This is a genomic window from Burkholderia sp. BCC0419 (assembly GCF_902830285.1).
In the GTDB taxonomy this organism is placed as follows: domain Bacteria; phylum Pseudomonadota; class Gammaproteobacteria; order Burkholderiales; family Burkholderiaceae; genus Burkholderia.
The window spans coordinates 72780-93616 of sequence record NZ_CADESR010000013.1 but is presented as its reverse complement, the minus strand read 5'-3'; the positions used below and the strand labels follow the sequence as shown (position 1 = coordinate 93616).

Below are 20837 nucleotides of genomic sequence, written 5' to 3'. Positions count from 1 at the left end.
ACAATCCTCGAACCCGGAGCGGGCGCGCGGCACGCCGCGCCACCCGCTCCGTCATGCCTTCATTGCAACATTAACGACGCATGACCTTTTCGGACGGCGTCAGTGCTTCGATGTAGGCCGGACGGCTGAAGATCCGTTCGGCATACTTCATCAGCGGCGCGGCGTTCTTCGACAGCTCGATGCCGTAGTGATCCAGGCGCCACAGCAGCGGTGCGATCGCGACGTCGAGCATCGAGAACTCTTCGCCGAGCATGTACTTGTTCTTCACGAAGATCGGCGCGAGCTGCGTCAGGCGATCGCGGATCGCGAGGCGTGCCTTCTCGTGATTCTTCTCCGCCGCCTTGCCCTTCTCGTTCTCGAGCGTGCTGACGTGGACGAACAGTTCCTTCTCGAAGTTGAGCAGGAACAGGCGCGCACGTGCGCGCTGCACCGGGTCGGCCGGCATCAGTTGCGGATGCGGGAAGCGCTCGTCGATGTACTCGTTGATGATGTTCGATTCGTACAGGATCAGGTCGCGCTCGACCAGGATCGGCACCTGACCGTACGGGTTCATCACCGAAATGTCTTCCGGCTTGTTGAACAGGTCGACGTCACGGATTTCGAAGTCCATGCCCTTCTCGAACAGCACCAGCCGGCAACGCTGGGAGAACGGGCAAGTTGTGCCGGAATACAGAACCATCATATTTGCGTTTCCTCAAAAAAGCCGAGGGCCGGCACGCGGCGCAACCCCTTTCACGGGTTCCGCCTTGCGCCGGCCCCACGCCGGTCAGGCGTGTTTACTTGATATCTTTCCAGTACGCGGCATTGAGCCGCCAGGCCAGGAAAGTCAGGACACCGAGAAAGACCAGCACCCACACGCCGAGGCGTTTGCGGGTCTGCTGGGCCGGCTCGGACATCCATGTCATATAGGCCACCAGGTCGGCCACCGCAGCATCGTAGTCGGGCGACGAGAGCGTCCCCGGCGTGACCTGCTGGAAGCCGACGAGCGTGTGAACCTTCTCGCCCGTCTCCTCGTCCGTCTTGTCTTCGAATTTGGCTACGCGCTGCCCCTGCAACTGCCACAATACATGGGGCATGCCGACGTTCTCGAACACCGCATTGTTCCAGCCGGTCGGCCGCGTATCGTCGCGGTAGAAGCTCCGCAGATACGTATACAGCCAGTCGCGGCCGCGCGCACGCTCCTCGACCGACAGGTCGGGCGGCATGGTGCCGAGCCAGTTCTTCGCGTCGTCGGGCCGCATCGCAACGGACATCGTGTTCCCGACCTTGTCGGTCGTGAACAGGAGATTCGTTTCGATCTCCTTCTGGGATATACCCAGATCCGTCAGACGGTTGTAGCGCATCAGGTTCGCGCTGTGGCAGTTCAGGCAATAGTTTACAAACAATTGCGCGCCGTGCTGAAGCGAAACGAGATTTTCCGTGTTATCGGGCGCCCGGTCGAGCGGAAAATTACCTTCCGCCCGCACGGCCGGCGCCGCCAGCAGCGCACAGGCGGTCGCCCCGATCAGCGCGAGTGTCGAAAGCAGTTTCTTCATGTCGTTCTCTCCTCGCTCACGTTAATGGGGCTTGAAGCGCACCCGTTCCGGCGGCTGCTTGAACGTGCCAAGCGGCGTCCAGACGGGCATGCCGAGGAAGAACGCGAAGTAGATCAACGCACAGGCCTGCGCGATCAGCGTCGCCGCCGGCGAGGGCGGCCGCGTGCCGAGGAACGCGAGGGTCAGGAACGCCGCGACGAAGATCCCGAGGAACACCTTGTGGAACAGCGGCCGGTAGCGGATCGACTTCACCGGGCTGCGGTCGAGCCACGGCAGGAAGAACAGCGTGATTACCGCCGAGCCCATCACGACGACGCCCCAGAACTTCGACTCCGTCAGGTACATGAACACGACGATCGCGGCGGCCAGCACCGGCAGCCCGATCTTCCACTTGCCGCGCGCACGGATCAGCGCGAGCACGCCGAGCAGCGCGATCACGATCATCAGCACGATCTTGAACGGGTCGGTGGTCGCGCGCAGCATCGCGTAGAACGCGGTGAAGTACCAGACCGGCGCGATCTCCGGCGGCGTCTGCAGCGGGTTCGCCGGGACGAAGTTGTTCGCCTCGAGAAAGTAGCCGCCCATTTCCGGCGAGAAGAACACGATCAGCGCGAACACCATCAGGAACACGCACACGCCGAGGAAATCGTGCACCGAATAGTACGGATGGAACGGGATGCCGTCGAGCGGGATGCCATTCTCGTCCTTCTTCGCCTTGATTTCGATGCCGTCCGGGTTATTCGACCCGACTTCGTGCAGCGCAACCAGGTGCGCGATGACGAGGCCGACCAGCACGAGCGGAATCGCGATCACGTGGAACGCGAAGAAGCGGTTCAGCGTGACGTCGGACACGACGTAGTCGCCGCGAATCCACAGCGACAGGTCCGGGCCGACGAACGGGATCGCCGAGAACAGGTTCACGATCACCTGCGCGCCCCAGAACGACATCTGGCCCCATGGGAGCAGGTAGCCGAAGAACGCCTCGGCCATCAGGCAGAGGAAGATCGCGCAGCCGAAGATCCATACGAGCTCGCGCGGCTTGCGGTACGACCCGTACAGCAGCCCGCGGAACATGTGCAGGTAGACGACCACGAAGAACATCGATGCACCGGTCGAGTGCATGTAGCGGATCAGCCAGCCCCACGGCACCTCGCGCATGATGTACTCGACCGACGCGAACGCGAGCGTCGAGTCGGGCTTGTAGTTCATCGTCAGGAAGATGCCCGTGACGATCTGGTTGACGAGCACCAGCAGCGCGAGGGAGCCGAAGAAGTACCAGAAGTTGAAGTTCTTCGGCGCGTAGTACTCGGATACGTGCTTCTTCCAGGTGGACGTGAGCGGGAAGCGCTGGTCGATCCAGCCGGTGAAACCTGTCGTGGAGACTTCCTTGTTGTCGGCGGCCATCACGCTTCTCCTTTCTCGTCCTTGCCGATCACGAGGGTCGTCGCCGACGTGAACATGTAGGGCGGGATGTCGAGATTCTGAGGCGCCGGCTTGTTCTTGAACACGCGGCCGGCGAGGTCGTAGGTCGAACCGTGGCACGGGCACAGGAAACCGCCCGGCCAGTCGTCCGGCAGGTTCGGCTGCGGACCCGGCGTGAAGCGTTGGCTAGGCGTGCAGCCAAGGTGCGTACACACGGCCATCACGACGAGAATGTTCTTGCGGTCGGCCCGCGCCCGATATTCGTTCGCGCAATACGCGGGCAACGGCATCGAATACGGGGATTTGCTGGTCGGATCGGCCACTTCCTTGTCGGCCTTGACCACGTCGGCCAGCATCGAATCGGTGCGATTCAGGATCCAGACGGGTTTGCCGCGCCACGGCACGGTGACCATTTCGCCGGGCTTCAGGCCGCTGATATCGATCTCGACCGGCGCACCGGCCGCTTTCGCTTTCGCGGACGGCGCAAGCGACGCCGCGAAAGGTATGACGGTGGCTACGCCTCCCACGCCACCTGCTACGGATGTCGCAATCAGCCAGGTACGGCGGCCGCTGTCGACGCGTTTCTCTTCCTTGTCTCGCATCACACGCCCCACTTCTGAGTTGGATTTTCCGTCACGACTTTCGATTCCGCCGCTAGTGTGCGCGAATGGAGTCGCCATTTACAAGGCCCGGAGATGAAAATCCCTTCGAAGTGTTTGATAGTTAAGGGTTATCCCCCACTATCGGAGCGATTAAATCATTTCACTTTTAAGCGGATACTACATTGCGAAATTGCGATGCACCGCCGCAAATCCGTCGCTCAGACCGGATTATGAATATCGATAAAAAGGTGTTCGAGATCGAATTCTTCGGACAAGTGGCGCCCAAGCGCCTGGATTCCGTAGCGCTCGGTCGCATGGTGCCCCGCCGCAACGAACGCGACGCCGCTCTCCGCCGCCGCGTGCGTGGTCGACTCGGACACCTCGCCGGTCAGGAACACGTCCGCGCCGGCGTCGATCGCCGCGTCGAAATAGCTCTGCGCGGCGCCCGTGCACCACGCGATGCGGCGCAACTGCGTGTCCGCATCGCCGAGCACGAGCGGCGTGCGGCCGAGCGTGCGCTCGACCTTCGCGACGAAGTGCTCGAGCGTGACGGGCATCGGCAGCGTCGCCATCCAGCCGAGATCGCCTTCGCCGAACCGCTGCTCGCCGATCAGGCCGAGCTTCTCGCCGAGCTGCGCGTTGTTGCCGAACTCGGGATGCGCGTCGAGCGGCAGGTGAAACGCGAACAGGTTCAGGTCGTTCGCGAGCAGCAGCTTCAGGCGCTGATACTTGCGGCCGGTGATCTGCGGCGCCTCGTTGCGCCAGAAATAGCCGTGATGAACGAGCACCGCATCCGCCCCCCATTCGAGCGCGGCTTCGAGGAACGCGACCGACGCCGTCACGCCGGTGGCGATCTTCTCGATCTTGCGACGCCCTTCGACCTGGAGGCCGTTCGGGCAATAGTCCTTGAAGCGCGCGGTTTCAAGGGTATTGTTCAAGTACAATTCGAGTTCGATCCGATCCATATAAACCTCTAATCCATTCAGATGCTTAGACGCTTCTGGCTGTTCTTCGCGCAGGCGGTGACCGTACTGCTCGCGCTGATGTTCATCGTCGTGACGCTCAAGCCGCAATGGCTGCAACGGCAAGGACAGCTCGGCAAGCAGCTCGCCACGCCGATCGTCGCGCTGCGCGAAGTCGCGCCGGGCATCGGCGGCGCACCGGCGACCACGTCGTATGCCGAAGCCGCGCAGAAGGCGATGCCGGCCGTCGTCAACGTGTTCTCGAGCAAGGACGGCTCGCTGCCGCCCGACCCGCGCGCGAAGGATCCGCTGTTCCGCTACTTCTTCGGCGACCGCAACGCCCGCAAGCAGCAGGACGAGCCGGCCGCCAACCTCGGCTCCGGCGTCATCGTGAGCCCTGAAGGTTACATTCTAACGAACCAGCACGTCGTGGACGGCGCCGACCAGATCGAAGTCGCGCTGGCCGATGGCCGCACGGCCACCGCGAAGGTGATCGGCATCGATCCCGAAACCGACCTGGCCGTGCTGAAGATCAACATGACGGACCTGCCGACGATCACGCTCGGCCGTTCGGACCAGTCGCGGGTCGGCGACGTCGTGCTCGCGATCGGCAACCCGTTCGGCGTCGGTCAGACGGTCACGATGGGGATCATCAGCGCACTCGGCCGCAACCACCTCGGCATCAACACGTTCGAGAACTTCATCCAGACCGACGCGCCGATCAACCCCGGCAACTCCGGCGGCGCGCTGGTCGACGTGAACGGCAACCTGCTCGGCATCAACACGGCGATCTACTCGCGCTCGGGCGGCTCGCTCGGCATCGGCTTCGCGATCCCCGTGTCGACCGCGCGCACCGTGCTCGAAAGCATCATCACGACGGGCTCGGTCACGCGCGGCTGGATCGGCGTCGAGCCGCAGGACGTCACACCGGAAATCGCCGAGTCGTTCGGGCTCCAGCAGAAGTCGGGCGCGATCGTCGCGGGCGTGCTGCAGGGCGGCCCGGCCGACAAGGCCGGCATCAAGCCGGGCGACATCCTCGTGAGCGTGAACGGCGACGAAATCACCGACACGACGAAGCTGCTGAACACCGTCGCGCAAATCAAGCCAGGCACGTCGACCAAGGTGCACGTCGTGCGCAAGGGCAAGCAGTTCGACGTGAACGTCGTGATCGGCAAGCGCCCGCCGCCGCCGAAGCAGACGCTCGACGAGCAGGACAGCGATAGCGAATGAGGTTTGGCGGGCGGCGCGCCGCCTGCCGGTCGCGACGCGACGCAACAAGACGCGGAAATGAAAAAGGGCAGCCGACCGGCTGCCCTTTTGCTTTGCTTCAAACGATGTCTGGTGCCGGGAAGGCGGCTTTGCCATGCGCTGGCTGGCGGCCAACCGCGGTACCGGGCCACTCCGGCCTGACCGGAAAGCCGCCCGGCGCCGCGCCGTCAACCCGCGGCTTCGCCGTTCCCCGCCTCGCCTTCTTCTACCGGCTTCTTCGGCACGAAGAACCGCGCGGCCAGCAGCCCGATCTCGAACAGCACGACCAGCGGCAGCGCCAGCATCAATTGCGAGAACACGTCCGGCGGGGTGACGACCGCCGCGACCACGAATGCGCCGACGATCACGTAGGGTCGCATCTCCTTCAGCTTCTTCAGGGACAGCACGCCCATCCGGACCAGCAGCACGACGACGATCGGCACCTCGAACGTGACCCCGAACGCGATGAACATCCCCAGCACGAAGCTCAGGTAGTTGTCGATGTCGGTCGTCATCTCGGCCCCGAGCGGCGCGTTGTAGTGCGCCATCACGCGGAAGATCGTCGGGAACACGAGGAAATACGCGAATGCCATCCCGCACAGGAACAGGAAGTAGCTGCTGCCGACGAGCGGCATGACGAGCTTCTTCTCGTGCTGGTACAGCCCCGGCGCGACGAACGCCCAGATCTGGTACAGCACGATCGGCAGCGCGATCACGAGCGCGACGAGCATCGTGACCTTCATCGGCACGAAGAACGAGCCGGTGACGTCGGTGACGATCATCTTGCCGTCTTTCGGCAAGTTCTCCATCAACGGCCGCGCGAGCAGCCGGAAGATGTCGGGCGCCCAGTACACGAGCCCGAGGAACACGACGATCACGGCCAGCCCCGCGCGAATGATGCGATCGCGAAGCTCGACGAGATGGGAAATGAAGGTTTCTTCCGGGGCGTCGCCCGGGTTCTGCTGGGGGTCGCTCACACCGGCCCTCGGTAGGATTGACGAGCGAGCATGCGCTCGACTCAGAAGAAGCGCGTCGGCCGGCGCAGGCTGGCCGGCTGGTGGCGCGCGACACGCGCGGCACCCGACTGCACGTGCGTGCGGCGGGTCGTCGTGCGCTTGTACCAGACAGGCGTCGCCGCCTGCTTGATGCGCCAGTTGCGACGCTTCGGCGCAAGCGCGGCCGAACTGCCGCGCCACGACGGCGCCGCGGGCGTATCGGAGCCGACGGAACCGGCGTCGCCGGAAGCCCCGTCAAGACCGCCGACCGCGGAATGCCACGTGTCGTTCAGTTCCTTCTCGTGCTCGCGCAGGTTGTCGTGAATCGTCGTCTCGACGTTGCGCGCGGCCGACTCGAAATCGGTCTTCATCGTCCGCAGCGCGTCGAGTTCGATTTCGCGCGAGACCTCGGCCTTCACGTCGTTGATGTACCGCTGCGCGCGGCCGAACAGTGCACCTGCCGTACGCGCGACGCGCGGCAGGCGCTCGGGGCCGAGCACCACGAGCGCGACGACGCCGATCAGCGCCATCTTCGAAAGACCGAGATCCAGCATCGTGAATGTCTGTCAGCGTGCCGGCGTTACGCCTTGTTCGAGTCGGAACGCGTCGTTTCCTTCGCGTCGACGTCGACCGAGCCCGAGCGCGGCAGGTGCTGCGCATCCTGCGCAGGCGCCTCGCCATCCTTCATGCCGTCCTTGAAACCCTTCACGGCGCTGCCGAGGTCGCCGCCGATGTTGCGCAGCTTCTTCGTACCGAAAACCAGCGCGACGATCAGCAGCACGATCAGCCAGTGCCAAATGCTCAATCCACCCATGATGAAACTCTCCTCAACCACGCCGCCGTGCGGCGCAAATCGCCGGCGACGCGCCGGCTTCGACTATCGGATGCGGGGAAACGCCCCGCGTCGTCAACCCATCCGCTGCCACGGGCGCGGGCCGGCCAGGATATGCGCGTGCAGGTGGTAAACCTCCTGCCCGCCGCCCGGGCCCGTGTTGATCACCGTGCGAAAACCGGTTTCGCCGCCCGTGTATGCGACGCCCAACTGATCGGCCAGACGCGCGACGAGCAGCATCAGCCGGCCGAGCATCGGCGCATCGGCGTCGCTCGCCGCCGACAGCGTCGGCACGTGCTGGCGCGGAATCACGAGCACGTGGGTCTCGGCCGCCGGGCGGATGTCGCGGAACGCGACGAATTCGTCGTCCTCGTGCACCTTCGTGCTCGGGATCTCGCCTGCCGCGATCTTGCAGAACAGGCAATTCGGATCGTGACTCATGTTGCTCCTGCAAACGCCCGCGCGCCGGTCAGAACCAAGCCTGCGGATCGAGCGTCTTGTTGTCGTTCAGGTACAGCCAACCCTTGATGATACGGTACAGCGTCCAGATCCACGTGACAAACATGATGACGAACCCAACCACCACGAACATCAGCGCGAAGCCGATCACGTAGGCGATCAGCGCGCGCCAGAACGTGCGGATCTGCCACTCGAAATGGTCGGCGTACGGCGTGCCGGCCACGTCGCCGCGCTTCACGTAGTTGATGATGATCGCGATGATGCCCGTGACGCCGCCCGTCAGCCAGTGAATCGCATAGAGGCCGTACAGCACGTGGGTCAGCGTGCGCAGCCCGTTCAGGCGTTCGGCATCCGCTGCGCCCGGCACCGTCGGCGTCGGAAACTGGTTCGACGTATCGTTCATGATGCTACCCCCGTTAGATGACAATTCTTACAGCTTACCGCACTGTTGCCACCGCGGCGGGGCCTGCCTGTCACCCGCCGTTTTCCTCGCGCTCGCGACGCTTGCGCAGCGCTTTTTCCTCGATGCCCGACAGCCCTTCGCGGCGCTCGAGTTCGGCGATCACGTCGGCCGGGCTCAGGTCGAAATGCGACAGCATCACGAGGCAGTGGAACCACAGGTCGGCCACCTCGCCGACGAGCGCGGTCGGCGCGCCGCCCTGGCGCACGTCCTTCGCGGCCAGCACGACTTCCGTCGCCTCTTCGCCGATCTTCTTCAGCACCGCGTCGTCGCCCTTGTGGAACAGGCGCGAAACGTACGATTGATCGGGATCGCCGCCCTTGCGGCTATCGATCACGGCCGCGAGGCGCAGCAGCGTGTCTTCGGTCGATTGCGTCATTTGTAGATGTGTTCGGGGTCTTTCAGCACCGGCTCGACCGCGACCCAGTCGCCGCTGTCCACCGTACCTTCGAATTTCTGGAAGAAGCACGAATGCCGGCCGGTGTGGCAGGCAATGCCCGACACCTGCTCGACCTTCAGCAGCACGACGTCCTCGTCGCAGTCGAGCCGCACCTCGTGCACGTGCTGCACGTGGCCCGACTCCTCGCCCTTGAACCACAGGCGCTTGCGCGAGCGCGAATAGTAGACCGCGCGCTGCGTCTCGATCGTCTTCGCCAGTGCCTCGCGGTTCATCCACGCGAACATCAGCACGTCGTTCGTCGACGCTTCCTGCGCGATCACCGGCACGAGGCCGTTGTCGTCCCAGCGGACCTTGTCGAGCCACGCGGGCAGGGAGTTCGTTTCGGTATTCATCACAGCCTCACCGGGATGCCCTGGTCGGACATGAAGCGCTTCGCCTCGCCGACCGTGTGCTCGCCGTAGTGGAAAATGCTCGCGGCCAGCACCGCGTCGGCGCGGCCGTCCTTGATGCCGTCCGCGAGATCCTGCAGGCAGCCGACGCCGCCCGACGCGATCACCGGCACCGGCACCGCGTCCGACACGCCACGCGTGAGCGCGAGGTCGAAGCCCGACTTCGTGCCGTCGCGGTCCATGCTCGTGAGCAGGATCTCGCCCGCGCCGAGCTCGGCCATCCTGCGCGCCCATTCGATCGCGTCGAGGCCCGTGTTCTTGCGGCCGCCGTGCGTGAAGACTTCCCAGCGCGGCGTCTCGCCGTCGGCCGACACGCGCTTCGCATCGATCGCGACGACGATGCACTGCGAGCCGTACTTGTCGGCCGCGTCGCGCACGAGCTGCGGATTCGCGACCGCCGACGAGTTCATGCTGACCTTGTCCGCGCCCGCGTTCAGCAGGCGCCGCACGTCCTCGACGGCGCGCACGCCGCCGCCGACGGTCAGCGGAATGAACACCTGCGACGCCACGGCTTCGATGATCGGCAGGATCAGGTCGCGCTGGTCGGAGGTCGCGGTGATGTCGAGGAAGGTCAGTTCGTCGGCACCCTGGTCGTCGTAGCGGCGGGCGATTTCGACGGGGTCGCCGGCGTCGCGCAGCTCGACGAAATTGACGCCCTTGACGACACGCCCGGCAGTCACGTCCAGGCAGGGGATGATGCGTTTAGCTAGAGCCATGATGTTGCGCCAAATGCCGCGTTGGGACGGCCGGTTGCGGAAGCCTCGCGCGAGGCTTCCGGTCGGGGCCGCCCGCAGGCAGCCCCGGCGAACGGGGCAACCGCGGTTACGCGTTGTCGAGTTCGCCGTTCAGTTCGTCCGCGCGTTTTTGCGCGGCCGCGAAATCGAGATCGCCGGAGTAGATCGCACGGCCGCAGATCACGCCTTCGACGCCGTGCTCTTCCACTTCGCACAGGCTCTCGATGTCCGTGAGGTTCGACAGGCCGCCGCTGGCGATCACCGGGATGCCGACCGCCTGCGCAAGCTTCACGGTCGCGTCGATGTTGATGCCCTGCAGCATCCCGTCGCGGCCGATGTCCGTGTAGACGATCGATTCGACGCCGTAGTCCTCGAACTTCTTCGCGAGATCGATCACTTCGTGGCCGGTCAGCTTGCTCCAGCCGTCGGTCGCGACCTTGCCGTCCTTCGCGTCCAGCCCGACGATGATGCTGCCGGAGAACGCGGTGCACGCGTCCTGCAGAAAGCCCGGATTCTTCACGGCGGCGGTGCCGATGATCACGTAGGACAGGCCGGCGTCGAGATACTTCTCGATCGTCTCGAGGCTGCGGATGCCGCCGCCGAGCTGTACGGGGATTTCGTCGCCGACTTCGTCGAGGATCGCTTCGATCGCCTCGAGATTCTTCGGCTTGCCGGCGAATGCGCCGTTCAGGTCGACGAGATGGAGCCGCCGGGCGCCGAGATCGACCCACTTGCGGGCCATCGCCGCCGGGTCCTCGGAGAAAATCGTGGCCTGGTCCATATCGCCCTGTTTGAGGCGCACACACTGACCGTCTTTGAGGTCGATGGCCGGAATCAGCAACATAGCAATCGGGTGTCGTCGTGGAAAATGAAAAGAATCCGGCGCGTACCGGCCAAACCGGTGCCGCGCCGTCTCGCTAGTTTAGTACAACTCTTTCGGCGCTTAGGCGTGCGAGCCCGGCAAGACGGGCCTTCCAGGCCCGTCGACTGTGGCTCGCGCACCACGTTTACGGCTTCCAGTGTACGAAGTTGCGATACAGACGCAACCCGACCTCCGCGCTTTTCTCGGGGTGGAATTGGGTCGCGAAGAGATTGTCCCGCGCGACCGCGGACGTAAACGGCGCGCCGTAGGCCGTTTCGCCAACCGTGTGCGCCGGGTTGTCCGGCGTTACGTAATAGCTGTGCACGAAGTAGAAATACGCGTCGTCGGGCACGCCGTCCCACAGCGGGTGCGGCTGCGCCTGGCGCACGCGGTTCCAGCCCATCTGCGGCACCTTGAAGCGCGAGCCGTCGTCCTGCAGCCGGCCGTCGAGCGCGAAGCGCACGACCTTGCCGGGCAGGAGGCCCAGGCCCTTCGTGTCGCCTTCCGCGCTCCAGTCGAACAGCATCTGCTCGCCGACGCACACGCCGAGCAGCGGCTTCGTGCGCGACGCCTCGATCACCGCTTCCTGCAGCCCTGATTCGCCGAGGCAGCGCATGCAGTCGGGCATCGCGCCCTGGCCGGGCAGCACGACGCGGTCGGCCGCGCGAATCGCGGCCGGCGTGTCGACGATCGCCACGTCGGCGGCCGGTTCGGCCTTCTTGAGCGCCTGCGCGACCGAGCGCAGGTTGCCCATCCCATAATCCACAATCGCAATCGAAGTTTTCATCTCAGTGCAGGCAGTAGCGCCCTCAGTCCATTGACGATGAATTCCACCGCCAGCGCCGACAGCATCAAACCCATCAGCCGCGTGGCGATGTTGATGCCGGTGCGGCCGATCCAGTTCGCGATCGGCTCGGCAAGCCGCATCGCGAAGAAACACAGCAGAGCCAGAGCCGCGCCGATCGCGACGAGCCCGGCTCGCTCATACCAGTGATGCGAGTTCGCCGCATAGATGATCACCGTGCTGATCGAGCCGGGGCCCGTGAGCAGCGGGATCGCCAGCGGCACGACCGCGATGTTGTCCTTCAGCTCGGCCTCGTGGCGCTCTTCCGGCGTCGATCGCGTGTTGCCGATCTGCGCGTTCAGCATGTTGATCGCCATCAGCAGCATGATGATCCCGCCGCCCACTTCGAGCGAGCCGACCGAAATGCCGAAGAAGTCGATGATCTGCTGCCCGAGCAGCGTCGTCACCGTGATCACGCAGAACACCGACACCGACGCGATCCGGATCGTGCGGCGCCGCTCGACGTCCGTCTGCTGCGCCGTCAGGCTCAGGAAGAACGGCACCGCGCCGACCGGGTTGATCAGCGCCAGCAGCGAAATGAACGATTTGAGCAGATCCATCGCAAGCCGGCGCGCCGCGCCGAAGCCGTGAGGTTGTCTTTAGCGTCCGTCCGTTCGGAAGTTCAGAGGCTGCCTTTCGTCGACGGAATCTGCCCCGCCGCGCGCTCGTCGAGCTCCACCGCCGCGCGCAGCGCGCGGCCGAAGGCCTTGAACACCGTCTCGAGCTGATGGTGCGCGTTGATCCCGCGCAGGTTGTCGATGTGCAGCGTGACGCCCGCGTGGTTCACGAACCCGCGGAAGAATTCGATCGACAGGTCGACGTCGAACGTGCCGATCCGCGCGCGCGTGAACGGCACGTGGAATTCGAGGCCCGGCCGGCCCGAGAAGTCGATCACGACGCGCGATAGCGCCTCGTCGAGCGGCACGTACGAATGGCCGTAGCGGCGGATGCCCTTGCGATCGCCGATCGCCTTCGCGACGGCCTGGCCAAGCGTGATGCCGACGTCCTCGACCGTGTGGTGATCGTCGATATGCGTGTCGCCATGCGCTTCGACCTCGAGATCGACCAGACCGTGTCGCGCGATCTGGTCGAGCATATGATCGAGAAACGGCACGCCGGTGGCCAGCTTCTGCCGGCCCGTACCGTCGAGATCGAGCTTCACACGGATCTGCGTTTCGCTGGTATTGCGAACGACTTCCGCCACACGCATGGCAATTCCTTGATTGAGTCTGATGTAAATGGGGATTGATCGTCGCGCGCCGCCGCGCCCTGGGCTCAACCGGGCAGCGCGAGTTTCAAGGCGGCCAGCAGGCGGGCGTTTTCGTCGGGAGAACCGACGGTCAGCCGCACGCATTCGGCCAGTAATGGATGCATTTTACTCACGTTTTTGACCAGCACCCGCTCGGTGAGCAGCGCATCGAACACGGCAGCCGCGTCCGGCACGCGCACCAGCAGGAAATTGCCGGCGCTCGGGAACACCGTCGCGCCCGGCAGCGCGGCCACCGCCTGCGCGAGACGCGCGCGCTCCGCGCGCAATTCGGCCGCCTGCGCATCGAGCACGTCGAGGTGGTCGAGCAGGAAATCGGCGGTCGCCTGGGTCAGCACGTTGATGTTGTACGGCGGGCGCACCTTGTCGAATTCGTTCAGCCACGCGGGCGAGCCGACGAGATAGCCGAGGCGGATACCCGCGAGGCCGAGCTTCGACACCGTGCGCATCACGACGACGTTGTCGAACTCGCCGGCGCGCGGCAGCCACGAACGCTCGGCGAACGGCTGGTACGCCTCGTCGATCACGATCAGGCTGTGCCGCGCGGTCGCGACGATCCGTTCGACGTCGGCATCGTCGTACAACGTGCCGGTCGGGTTGTTCGGATACGCGAGGTAGACGATCGCCGGCCGGTGCTCGGCGATCGCCGCGAGCATCGCGTCGACGTCGAGCGTCAGGTCGGCCTTCAGCGGCACGCCGACGAATTCGAGCTGCGCGAGCTTCGCGGAAAGCTCGTACATCACGAAGCCCGGCACCGGCGCGAGCACCTTCGCACCCGGCTGCGCACACGCGACCGAGATCATGCTGATGATTTCGTCGGAACCGTTGCCGAGCAGCACGTCGCAGCCGGCCGGCACGTGCATCGCGTGGCGCAGCTTGTCGAGCAGCGCGGCCGGGCGCGGCGCCGGGTAGCGGTTCAGCGCGACCTGCGCGAGCCGCTCGCCGAGCGCCGCGGCGAGCGGCTCCGGCAGCGGATACGGGTTCTCCATCGCGTCGAGCTTCACGAACCCGCTCGCGTCGGGAACCGGATAGCTCGTCATCGCGAGCACGTCGCGGCGGATGATGTCTTGTGGCGTCGTCATGGTCTCAAGCCGGCGTGCGTCGCGCCGGCGTCAAATTGGTCGGCAAGGCGGCGGCTGCCGCCCTGCACTCGTCTCCTGCCCCGCTCCGGGTACCGCCGATGCCGGCGCGCCTCGGCGCCCGCCCGGCCCCGCGCACCCTGCGCGGTCAGCCCTTCATCCGGAACTCGGCGCTCCTCGCGTGCGCCTGCAGCCCTTCGCCGTAGGCGAGCTCGGACGCGATCTCGCCGAGCGTCTGCGCGCCTTCCGCGCTGACCTCGATCAGGCTCGAGCGCTTGATGAAGTCGTACACGCCGAGCGGCGACGAGAAGCGCGCGGTGCGCGACGTCGGCAGCACGTGGTTCGGGCCCGCGCAGTAGTCGCCGAGGCTCTCGCTCGTGTAGCGGCCGAGGAAGATCGCGCCCGCATGGCGGATCTGCTGGCCCCATTGCTGCGGCTCCAGCGCCGAGATTTCGAGGTGTTCCGGCGCGATGTCGTTCGCGATCCGGCACGCCTCGGCCATGTCGCGCACCTTGATCAGCGCGCCGCGGCCTTCGAGCGACGCACGGATCACGTCCTGGCGCGGCATCGTCGGCAGCAGCTCGTCGATCGCCCTCTCGACGCGATCGAGGAACGCGCCGTCCGGGCACAGCAGGATCGACTGCGCGAGTTCGTCGTGCTCGGCCTGCGAGAACAGGTCCATCGCGACCCAGTTCGGATCGGTCGTGCCGTCGCACAGCACGAGGATTTCCGACGGCCCGGCGATCATGTCGATGCCGACCGTGCCGAACACGCGGCGCTTCGCCGACGCGACGTACGCGTTGCCGGGGCCGCAGATCTTGTCGACGGCCGGCACCGTCGCCGTGCCGTACGCGAGCGCGCCGACCGCCTGCGCGCCGCCGATCGTGAACACGCGATCGACGCCGCCGAGCAGCGCCGCGGCGAGCACGAGCTCGTTCTTCACGCCGTCCGGCGTCGGCACGACCATCACGATCTCGCCGACCCCCGCGACGCGCGCGGGAATCGCGTTCATCAGCACCGACGACGGATACGCGGCCTTGCCGCCCGGCACGTACAGGCCGACGCGGTCGAGCGGCATGACCTTCTGGCCGAGCACCGTGCCGTCGCTTTCCGTGTACTGCCAGCTATGCGTGCCACACTCGATCTTCTGCTTCTCGTGGTACGCGCGCACCCGCGCCGCGGCCGCTTCCAGCGCCGCACGCGCCTTCGGCGCGAGGCCGTCGAGCGCCGTCTGCAGCGCGTCCTGCGGCAGTTCGAGCGCGGCGACGCTGTCCGCGCTCAGCCGGTCGAAGCGGTTCGTGTACTCGAGCACCGCGGCGTCGCCGCGCGACTTCACGTCGGCGAGGATCTGCGCGACCGATTGCTCGATCGCTTCGTCTTCGCTCGCCTCGAACGCGAGCACGGCGCGCAGCGCGGCGCCGAAGCCTTCGTTCGTCGAATCGAGCTTGCGGATGGTGATGGACATGGGAGTTCCGTTACGGTGATGCGCTCAACCGCCATTCTGCGACGCGCGTTCGAACGCGTCGAGAATCGGCTTGAGCGCCGCGCGCTTCAACTTCAGCGCAGCCTGGTTCACGACGAGGCGCGACGAGATCGCCATGATCTCCTCGACCTCGACCAGATTGTTCGCCTTCAGCGTGCCGCCCGAGCTGACGAGGTCGACGATCGCGTCGGCCAGCCCGACCAGCGGCGCCAGCTCCATCGAGCCGTACAGCTTGATCAGGTCGACGTGCACGCCCTTCGCGGCAAAGTGTTCGCGTGCCGTTTCGACGTATTTCGTCGCGACCCGCAGGCGCGCGCCCTGGCGCACCGCGTTCGCGTAGTCGAAACCGGCGGACACGGCCACCGACATCCGGCAGCGCGCAATGTTCAGATCGATCGGCTGGTACAGGCCCGAGCCGCCGTGCTCGACCAGCACGTCCTTGCCGGCCACGCCGAAATCGGCCGCGCCGTATTCGACATAGGTCGGCACGTCGCTCGCACGCACGATGATCACGCGCAGGTTCGGATCGGTCGTCGGCAGGATCAGCTTGCGCGACGTTTCCGGATCCTCGGCCACCTGTATGCCGGCGGCAGCCAGCAGCGGCAGGGTTTCCTCGAAAATCCGGCCCTTCGACAGGGCGAGGGTCAGCGGCGCGGTCATGCTTGGCTCCCGGAAAGGCGGCGTACGTTCGCGCCGACGGCGGTCAGTTTGGCTTCCATGCGGTCGTAGCCGCGGTCCAGGTGATAAATGCGGTCGACGAGCGTTTCGCCGTCGGCGCGCAGCCCGGCGATCACGAGGCTCGCCGACGCACGCAGGTCGGTCGCCATCACGTTCGCGCCCGACAGCTTGTCGACACCCGTCACGAGCGCCGTGTTGCCGTCGATCGTGATGTTCGCGCCGAGCCGGTTCAGCTCCTGCACGTGCATGAAGCGGTTCTCGAAAATGGTTTCGACGACCTGCGCGGTGCCCGTCGCGACCGTATTGAGGGCCATGAACTGCGCCTGCATGTCGGTCGGGAACGCCGGGTATTCCGACGTGCGGATCGTCACCGCCGACGGGCGGCGGTCCATCTTCACGCGCAGCCAGCTGTCGCCTTCCTCGATCGACACGCCGGCTTCGCGCAGCTTGTCGATCACCGCGTCGAGAATGTGCGGGCGCACGCCCGTCAGCCTCACGTCGCCGCCGGCCGCCGCGACCGCGCACAGGAACGTGCCGGCCTCGATACGGTCGGGGATCACCGAATGACGCGCGCCGTGCAGCCGCTCGACGCCCTGGATCACGAGGCGGTCGGTGCCGATGCCGTCGATTTTCGCGCCCATCGCGACCAGCAAGTGTGCGAGATCGCTCACTTCCGGCTCGCGCGCGGCGTTTTCGATCACCGTCTCGCCATCGGCGAGCGTCGCGGCCATCAGCAGGTTTTCGGTCCCCGTCACCGTGATCATGTCGGTCACGATGCGCGCGCCCTTCAGGCGCTTCGCGCGCGCTTCGATGAAGCCGTGCTCGATGCTGATCTCGGCGCCCATCGCCTGCAGGCCCTTGATGTGCTGGTCGACCGGCCGCGCGCCGATCGCGCAGCCGCCCGGCAGCGACACCTTCGCCTCGCCGAAGCGCGCGAGCAGCGGCCCGAGCACGAGGATCGATGCGCGCATCGTCTTCACGAGCTCGTACGGCGCGACGAGGTTGTCGACGCGCGACGCGTCGAGCTGCACGCGGCAGCCGTCGGTCTCGCTCTTCACGCCCATCTGGTTCAGCACCTTCAGCGTGGTACGCACGTCCTTCAGGTTCGGCACGTTGTCGAGCTCGACCGGCTCGGCGCTGAGCAGCCCCGCGCACAGGATCGGCAGCGCGGCGTTCTTCGCGCCCGACACGACGATCTCGCCGGACAGGCGACGACCGCCTTCGATCACGAGCTTGTCCATCCCCTGTCCCTGCGATTCCCCGTTGGCGGCCGGGTGTGCCGTGGCGACGCTCTGGACGGCGTCGCGCTCGTTGACGGTGACTTGCACTCAGTGATTTCCGTTTATGCGTTCTGCCATTCGGCGGGCGTCAGCGTCTTCATGCTGAGCGCGTGAATTTCCTGCTTCATGCGATCGCCGAGCGCCGCATAGACGAGCTGGTGCCGCTGGATCGGCCGCTTGCCTTCGAAGGCCGCCGACACGATCGTCGCGAAGAAATGCTGGCCGTCGCCTTCGACTTCCAGATGCGTGCAGGCGAGACCGCCGGCGATGTATTGCTTGACCTGTTCGGGAGTCGGCAACATGGTGTAAGGCTCCTGTCGGCGCGCGCCGCCCGGGGGCGGCCGCGGCCTGTCGATATCAATGACGCAGTTTGTAGCCGGTCGCGAGCAGCCGCATCGCAATCAGCGCGAGCAGCACGAAGAAACCGGTGACGATCGCGAGGCTCGCGAACGGGTTGATGTCGGACGCGCCGAAGAACCCGAAACGGAAGCCGTCGATCATGTAGAAAAACGGGTTGAGACGCGACACTTCGCGCCACACGGGCGGCAGCGAGTGCGTCGAATAGAACACGCCGGACAGAAACGTCAGCGGCATGATCAGGAAGTTCTGGAACGCGGCGAGCTGGTCGAACTTCTCGGCCCAGATCCCGGCGATCAGGCCGAGCGTGCCGAGGATCGCCGAGCCGAGCAGCGCAAACGCAATGATGAACAGCGGCGCCGCGAAGTGCATCGGGATAAACCAGATCGTCACGACGAACACGCCGGCGCCGACCGCGAGCCCGCGCACGACGGACGCGAGCACGTACGCGCCGAAGATGTCGCGGGACGACAGCGGCGGCAGCAGCATGAACACGAGGTTGCCGGTGATCTTCGACTGGATCAGCGACGACGAGCTGTTCGCGAACGCGTTCTGCAGCACGCTCATCATCACAAGGCCCGGCACGAGAAAGCTCACGTATTCGACGCCCGGATACACCTCGACGCGGCCCGACAGCGCGTGGCCGAAGATCGTCAGGTACAGCAGCGCCGTGACGATCGGCGCGAGCACCGTCTGGAACGACACCTTCCAGAAACGCAGCAGTTCCTTGTAGAACAACGTTCGAAACCCGCTTCCCGGCACGCGCCGGGCCGTCCCCTCGGACGGCAGCGAACGCAGTTCGCGTGGGGAGTGTTGATTCATGCCAGACCCTCGATCACCTCGGCCCCGTTCATCACCTGGACGAACACATCCTCGAGGTCGGCCTTGCGGACCTCGATCTCGTCGAACGTGCAGCCCGCCGCGCGGCATTGCGCGAGGATCCGTTCGACCTCGTCATAGCTCGCGAGGCGCAGCAGGTGCTCGCCCGGCGCGCGCGCGGCCGGGTCGGTTTCCAGCCCGCGCAGCTCGGCCGGCAGCGCGCCCGTCGCGAGCCGCAGGTACAGCTGCAGGCCCGCGAAGCGGCGCAGCAGCGCGTCGGTGCGATCGAGCGCGACGACTTCGCCCCGGCGCAGCATCGCGATGCGGTCGCACAGCGACTCGGCTTCCTCGAGGTAATGGGTGGTCAGCACGATCGTGTGGCCCTCGCGGTTCAGGCGCGAGATGAATTTCCACAGCGTCTGGCGCAATTCGACGTCGACGCCCGCGGTCGGCTCGTCGAGCACGATCACGGGCGGCCGGTGCACGAGCGCCTGCGCGACCAGCACGCGGCGCTTCATCCCGCCCGACAGCGCGCGCATGTTCGCGTCGGCTTTCTCGGTCAGATCGAGATTGGCCATCACTTCATCGATCCAGTCGTCGTTGCGGCGCAGCCCGAAATAGCCGGACTGGATCCGCAACGTCTCGCGGACGGTGAAGAACGGGTCGAAAACGAGTTCCTGCGGGACGACGCCGAGTGCGCGACGCGCGTTGCGGAAGTCCTGGACGACGTCGTGACCGCGCACCGAGATACTGCCTTCGTCGGCCCGGGCGAGCCCGGCGAGGATACTGATGAGCGTGGTCTTGCCTGCGCCGTTGGGGCCGAGCAGGCCGAAAAATTCGCCTTCCTCGACCGACAGGCTGACGCCCTTGAGCGCCTGAAGCGACTTGTAGCGCTTCTTGACGTGACGGATTTCTATGGCTGACATGACTGTGCGCGACGCAAGGGCCGCGACGCCTATTCTGTGCTTGCTGCGAAAGAAAATGGGGGCCGGACGCCGATTGGCTGCCCCGCAAAACGCTTGATTATAGGGCAAACCGGCTGGTGGAGCCGGCGCCGGCGGCGCGCGGCCTGAAGCGTGCGCGCGCCGGCTGGCGCGGCAGGCTTCGGTCGGACAGGGTCAATGTCGCCCGGTGCCTTCGATGAGCGCGTCGACGCCGTAGGCGCGCGCGAGGCTGGCGAGCTTCGGAGGGAGATTGAGGATGTCGAGGGCTGCGCCGCGCGCTTTGGCGGCACGTTGCCATGCGAGCAGCACGGCGAGCGCGGACGAGTCGAACTGCGTCAGCGCCGCGCAATCGACGGCGGTCGCGCCGGCGCCGATGCGCGCAAGACCGTCCGCGAGCGCGGACTTCGCGCTCGCGACGGTCAGCGAGGAGGCGGCTTCGAAGCCGCTCACGACGCCTGCTTGCCCGCGGCAAGTTCCTGGTTACGCTGCGTCAGGAACTTGATCAGGCCGTCCACGCCGCTTTGCTGGATCTTCTCGTTGAACTGCTGCTGGTACGTCTGGATCAGCCACGCGCCGAGCACGTTCAGGTCATACACCTTCCAGCCGTTCGCCGTCTTGTACAGGCGGTAGTCGATCTGGACCGGCTGGCCGTTGTTCATCGCGACCGTCTTGACCACGACGTCGGTATCGGCCGAATCGGCGCGGAACGGCGGGTACTGGATCTGCTGGTCCGGCTTCAGCTGCGCGAGCGCGCCCGAATACGTGCGGATCAGCAGCAGCTTGAACTGCTCCTGAACCTGCTGCTGCTGCTCGGCCGTCGCCGTGCGCCAGTTGCGGCCCATCGCGAGCTGCGTGGTACGGCGGAAATCGGTGTACGGCAGGATGTCCTTGTTGACGATCGTGATGATGCGGTTGGTATCGCCCTGCTTGATCGTCTGCTGCTTGACTTCGTCGAGCACCTGCTGCGTCGCCGTCTTGATCAGCGCCTGCGGGTTCGACTGGTCGACTTGCGCGTGAGCTGCGCTGCCGAACGAGAACAGCGTCGCGAAAACGGGGATCAGGAACAGTTTTTTCATCATAGTGGCCTGCATGAATGAGTCGATGCGAAGGTTGGAGCAGGTAGCTT

Annotated in this window: 27 protein-coding genes; 1 reads left to right on the top strand and 26 read right to left on the bottom strand. The window is 65.7% G+C overall.

Translation table 11 applies throughout. The features are described 5' to 3' along the window. Positions 1-70 precede the first annotated feature (70 nt). The 5 genes from HWW87_RS34215 to HWW87_RS34195 all read right to left on the bottom strand — a co-directional run bounded on the left by HWW87_RS34215 (position 71) and on the right by HWW87_RS34195 (position 4524). Positions 71-682 carry a glutathione S-transferase N-terminal domain-containing protein gene (locus HWW87_RS34215; protein ID WP_006400565.1) on the bottom strand — a complete coding sequence of 204 codons (612 nt, stop codon included), beginning with the start codon at positions 680-682 and terminating at the stop codon, positions 71-73. Between the two features lie 94 nt (positions 683-776). After that, a complete protein-coding gene (locus HWW87_RS34210) occupies positions 777-1535 on the bottom strand; it encodes a cytochrome c1 (RefSeq protein WP_175823975.1) in 759 nt (252 codons plus the stop codon). 21 nt (positions 1536-1556) lie between these two features. Then, entirely contained in the window at positions 1557-2939 is a 1383-nt protein-coding gene (locus HWW87_RS34205) for a cytochrome bc complex cytochrome b subunit (protein WP_175823974.1), read from the bottom strand. Further along, entirely contained in the window at positions 2939-3559 is a 621-nt protein-coding gene (gene petA / locus HWW87_RS34200; RefSeq protein ID WP_124614659.1) for a ubiquinol-cytochrome c reductase iron-sulfur subunit, read from the bottom strand. Before petA ends, HWW87_RS34205 begins: the two co-directional genes overlap by 1 nt. 218 nt (positions 3560-3777) lie before the next feature. Then, entirely contained in the window at positions 3778-4524 is a 747-nt protein-coding gene (locus tag HWW87_RS34195; RefSeq protein WP_175823973.1) for a Nif3-like dinuclear metal center hexameric protein, read from the bottom strand. Positions 4525-4545: 21 nt separating this feature from the next. On the opposite strand from HWW87_RS34195, the gene HWW87_RS34190 reads away from it, so the two are divergent. Next, on the top strand, positions 4546-5751 hold the full coding sequence (locus tag HWW87_RS34190; RefSeq protein WP_174431354.1) for a Do family serine endopeptidase: 1206 nt from the start codon (positions 4546-4548) through the stop codon (positions 5749-5751). 206 nt (positions 5752-5957) lie between these two features. Here HWW87_RS34190 and tatC read toward each other — a convergent pair whose 3' ends face one another. The 21 genes from tatC to HWW87_RS34085 form a co-directional block, all read right to left on the bottom strand. Beyond that, positions 5958-6746, bottom strand: coding sequence for a twin-arginine translocase subunit TatC (tatC, locus tag HWW87_RS34185; protein WP_174387958.1), 789 nt, complete (start codon positions 6744-6746; stop codon positions 5958-5960). A 41-nt stretch (positions 6747-6787) separates the two neighbouring features. Then, the gene (gene tatB / locus HWW87_RS34180; protein ID WP_175823972.1) at positions 6788-7318 is read right to left on the bottom strand and encodes a Sec-independent protein translocase protein TatB; all 531 of its coding nucleotides are present in this window, start codon (positions 7316-7318) and stop codon (positions 6788-6790) included. A gap of 26 nt (positions 7319-7344) precedes the next feature. Continuing rightward, positions 7345-7578, bottom strand: a complete 234-nt coding sequence (gene tatA, locus HWW87_RS34175) for a Sec-independent protein translocase subunit TatA (protein ID WP_174387956.1) — start codon at positions 7576-7578, stop codon at positions 7345-7347. 93 nt (positions 7579-7671) lie between these two features. Continuing rightward, entirely contained in the window at positions 7672-8037 is a 366-nt protein-coding gene (locus HWW87_RS34170) for a histidine triad nucleotide-binding protein (RefSeq protein WP_174431356.1), read from the bottom strand. A 28-nt stretch (positions 8038-8065) separates the two neighbouring features. Continuing rightward, positions 8066-8458 carry a hypothetical protein gene (locus tag HWW87_RS34165; protein WP_175823971.1) on the bottom strand — a complete coding sequence of 131 codons (393 nt, stop codon included), beginning with the start codon at positions 8456-8458 and terminating at the stop codon, positions 8066-8068. Between the two features lie 70 nt (positions 8459-8528). Then, positions 8529-8894: a phosphoribosyl-ATP diphosphatase gene (locus HWW87_RS34160; RefSeq protein ID WP_006485344.1), complete on the bottom strand. Its 366-nt coding sequence runs from the start codon at positions 8892-8894 to the stop codon at positions 8529-8531. Beyond that, entirely contained in the window at positions 8891-9307 is a 417-nt protein-coding gene (hisI, locus tag HWW87_RS34155; RefSeq protein WP_175823970.1) for a phosphoribosyl-AMP cyclohydrolase, read from the bottom strand. The genes HWW87_RS34160 and hisI overlap by 4 nt, the downstream gene beginning before the upstream one ends. Further along, on the bottom strand, positions 9307-10080 hold the full coding sequence (gene hisF, locus HWW87_RS34150) for an imidazole glycerol phosphate synthase subunit HisF (protein WP_175823969.1): 774 nt from the start codon (positions 10078-10080) through the stop codon (positions 9307-9309). Before hisF ends, hisI begins: the two co-directional genes overlap by 1 nt. 106 nt (positions 10081-10186) lie before the next feature. Then, positions 10187-10942, bottom strand: coding sequence for a 1-(5-phosphoribosyl)-5-[(5-phosphoribosylamino)methylideneamino]imidazole-4-carboxamide isomerase (gene hisA, locus HWW87_RS34145; RefSeq protein ID WP_006477123.1), 756 nt, complete (start codon positions 10940-10942; stop codon positions 10187-10189). 163 nt (positions 10943-11105) lie between these two features. Continuing rightward, positions 11106-11747 carry an imidazole glycerol phosphate synthase subunit HisH gene (gene hisH, locus HWW87_RS34140; RefSeq protein ID WP_089430509.1) on the bottom strand — a complete coding sequence of 214 codons (642 nt, stop codon included), beginning with the start codon at positions 11745-11747 and terminating at the stop codon, positions 11106-11108. Next, positions 11744-12364, bottom strand: coding sequence for a MarC family protein (locus HWW87_RS34135; protein WP_174431359.1), 621 nt, complete (start codon positions 12362-12364; stop codon positions 11744-11746). Before HWW87_RS34135 ends, hisH begins: the two co-directional genes overlap by 4 nt. Before the next feature lie 62 nt (positions 12365-12426). Next, positions 12427-13014, bottom strand: coding sequence for an imidazoleglycerol-phosphate dehydratase HisB (gene hisB / locus HWW87_RS34130; protein ID WP_011546606.1), 588 nt, complete (start codon positions 13012-13014; stop codon positions 12427-12429). Between the two features lie 65 nt (positions 13015-13079). After that, positions 13080-14153: a histidinol-phosphate transaminase gene (gene hisC / locus HWW87_RS34125; RefSeq protein ID WP_175823968.1), complete on the bottom strand. Its 1074-nt coding sequence runs from the start codon at positions 14151-14153 to the stop codon at positions 13080-13082. A 145-nt stretch (positions 14154-14298) separates the two neighbouring features. Then, a complete protein-coding gene (hisD, locus tag HWW87_RS34120) occupies positions 14299-15615 on the bottom strand; it encodes a histidinol dehydrogenase (RefSeq protein WP_175823967.1) in 1317 nt (438 codons plus the stop codon). Positions 15616-15639: 24 nt separating this feature from the next. After that, complete coding sequence (hisG, locus tag HWW87_RS34115) at positions 15640-16293, bottom strand: ATP phosphoribosyltransferase (protein ID WP_048251409.1); 654 nt, start codon at positions 16291-16293, stop codon at positions 15640-15642. Further along, positions 16290-17639 carry a UDP-N-acetylglucosamine 1-carboxyvinyltransferase gene (murA, locus tag HWW87_RS34110; protein WP_174387950.1) on the bottom strand — a complete coding sequence of 450 codons (1350 nt, stop codon included), beginning with the start codon at positions 17637-17639 and terminating at the stop codon, positions 16290-16292. Before murA ends, hisG begins: the two co-directional genes overlap by 4 nt. A gap of 14 nt (positions 17640-17653) precedes the next feature. After that, positions 17654-17893 carry a BolA family protein gene (locus tag HWW87_RS34105; protein ID WP_006477131.1) on the bottom strand — a complete coding sequence of 80 codons (240 nt, stop codon included), beginning with the start codon at positions 17891-17893 and terminating at the stop codon, positions 17654-17656. Between the two features lie 55 nt (positions 17894-17948). Continuing rightward, positions 17949-18770, bottom strand: coding sequence for an ABC transporter permease (locus HWW87_RS34100; protein ID WP_244107396.1), 822 nt, complete (start codon positions 18768-18770; stop codon positions 17949-17951). Continuing rightward, positions 18767-19693 carry an ABC transporter ATP-binding protein gene (locus HWW87_RS34095; protein ID WP_011694114.1) on the bottom strand — a complete coding sequence of 309 codons (927 nt, stop codon included), beginning with the start codon at positions 19691-19693 and terminating at the stop codon, positions 18767-18769. Before HWW87_RS34095 ends, HWW87_RS34100 begins: the two co-directional genes overlap by 4 nt. 192 nt (positions 19694-19885) lie before the next feature. Beyond that, complete coding sequence (locus HWW87_RS34090; RefSeq protein WP_174387948.1) at positions 19886-20161, bottom strand: STAS domain-containing protein; 276 nt, start codon at positions 20159-20161, stop codon at positions 19886-19888. Next, a complete protein-coding gene (locus HWW87_RS34085) occupies positions 20158-20787 on the bottom strand; it encodes an ABC transporter substrate-binding protein (protein WP_175823966.1) in 630 nt (209 codons plus the stop codon). The genes HWW87_RS34090 and HWW87_RS34085 overlap by 4 nt, the downstream gene beginning before the upstream one ends. Positions 20788-20837: the final 50 nt, after the last annotated feature.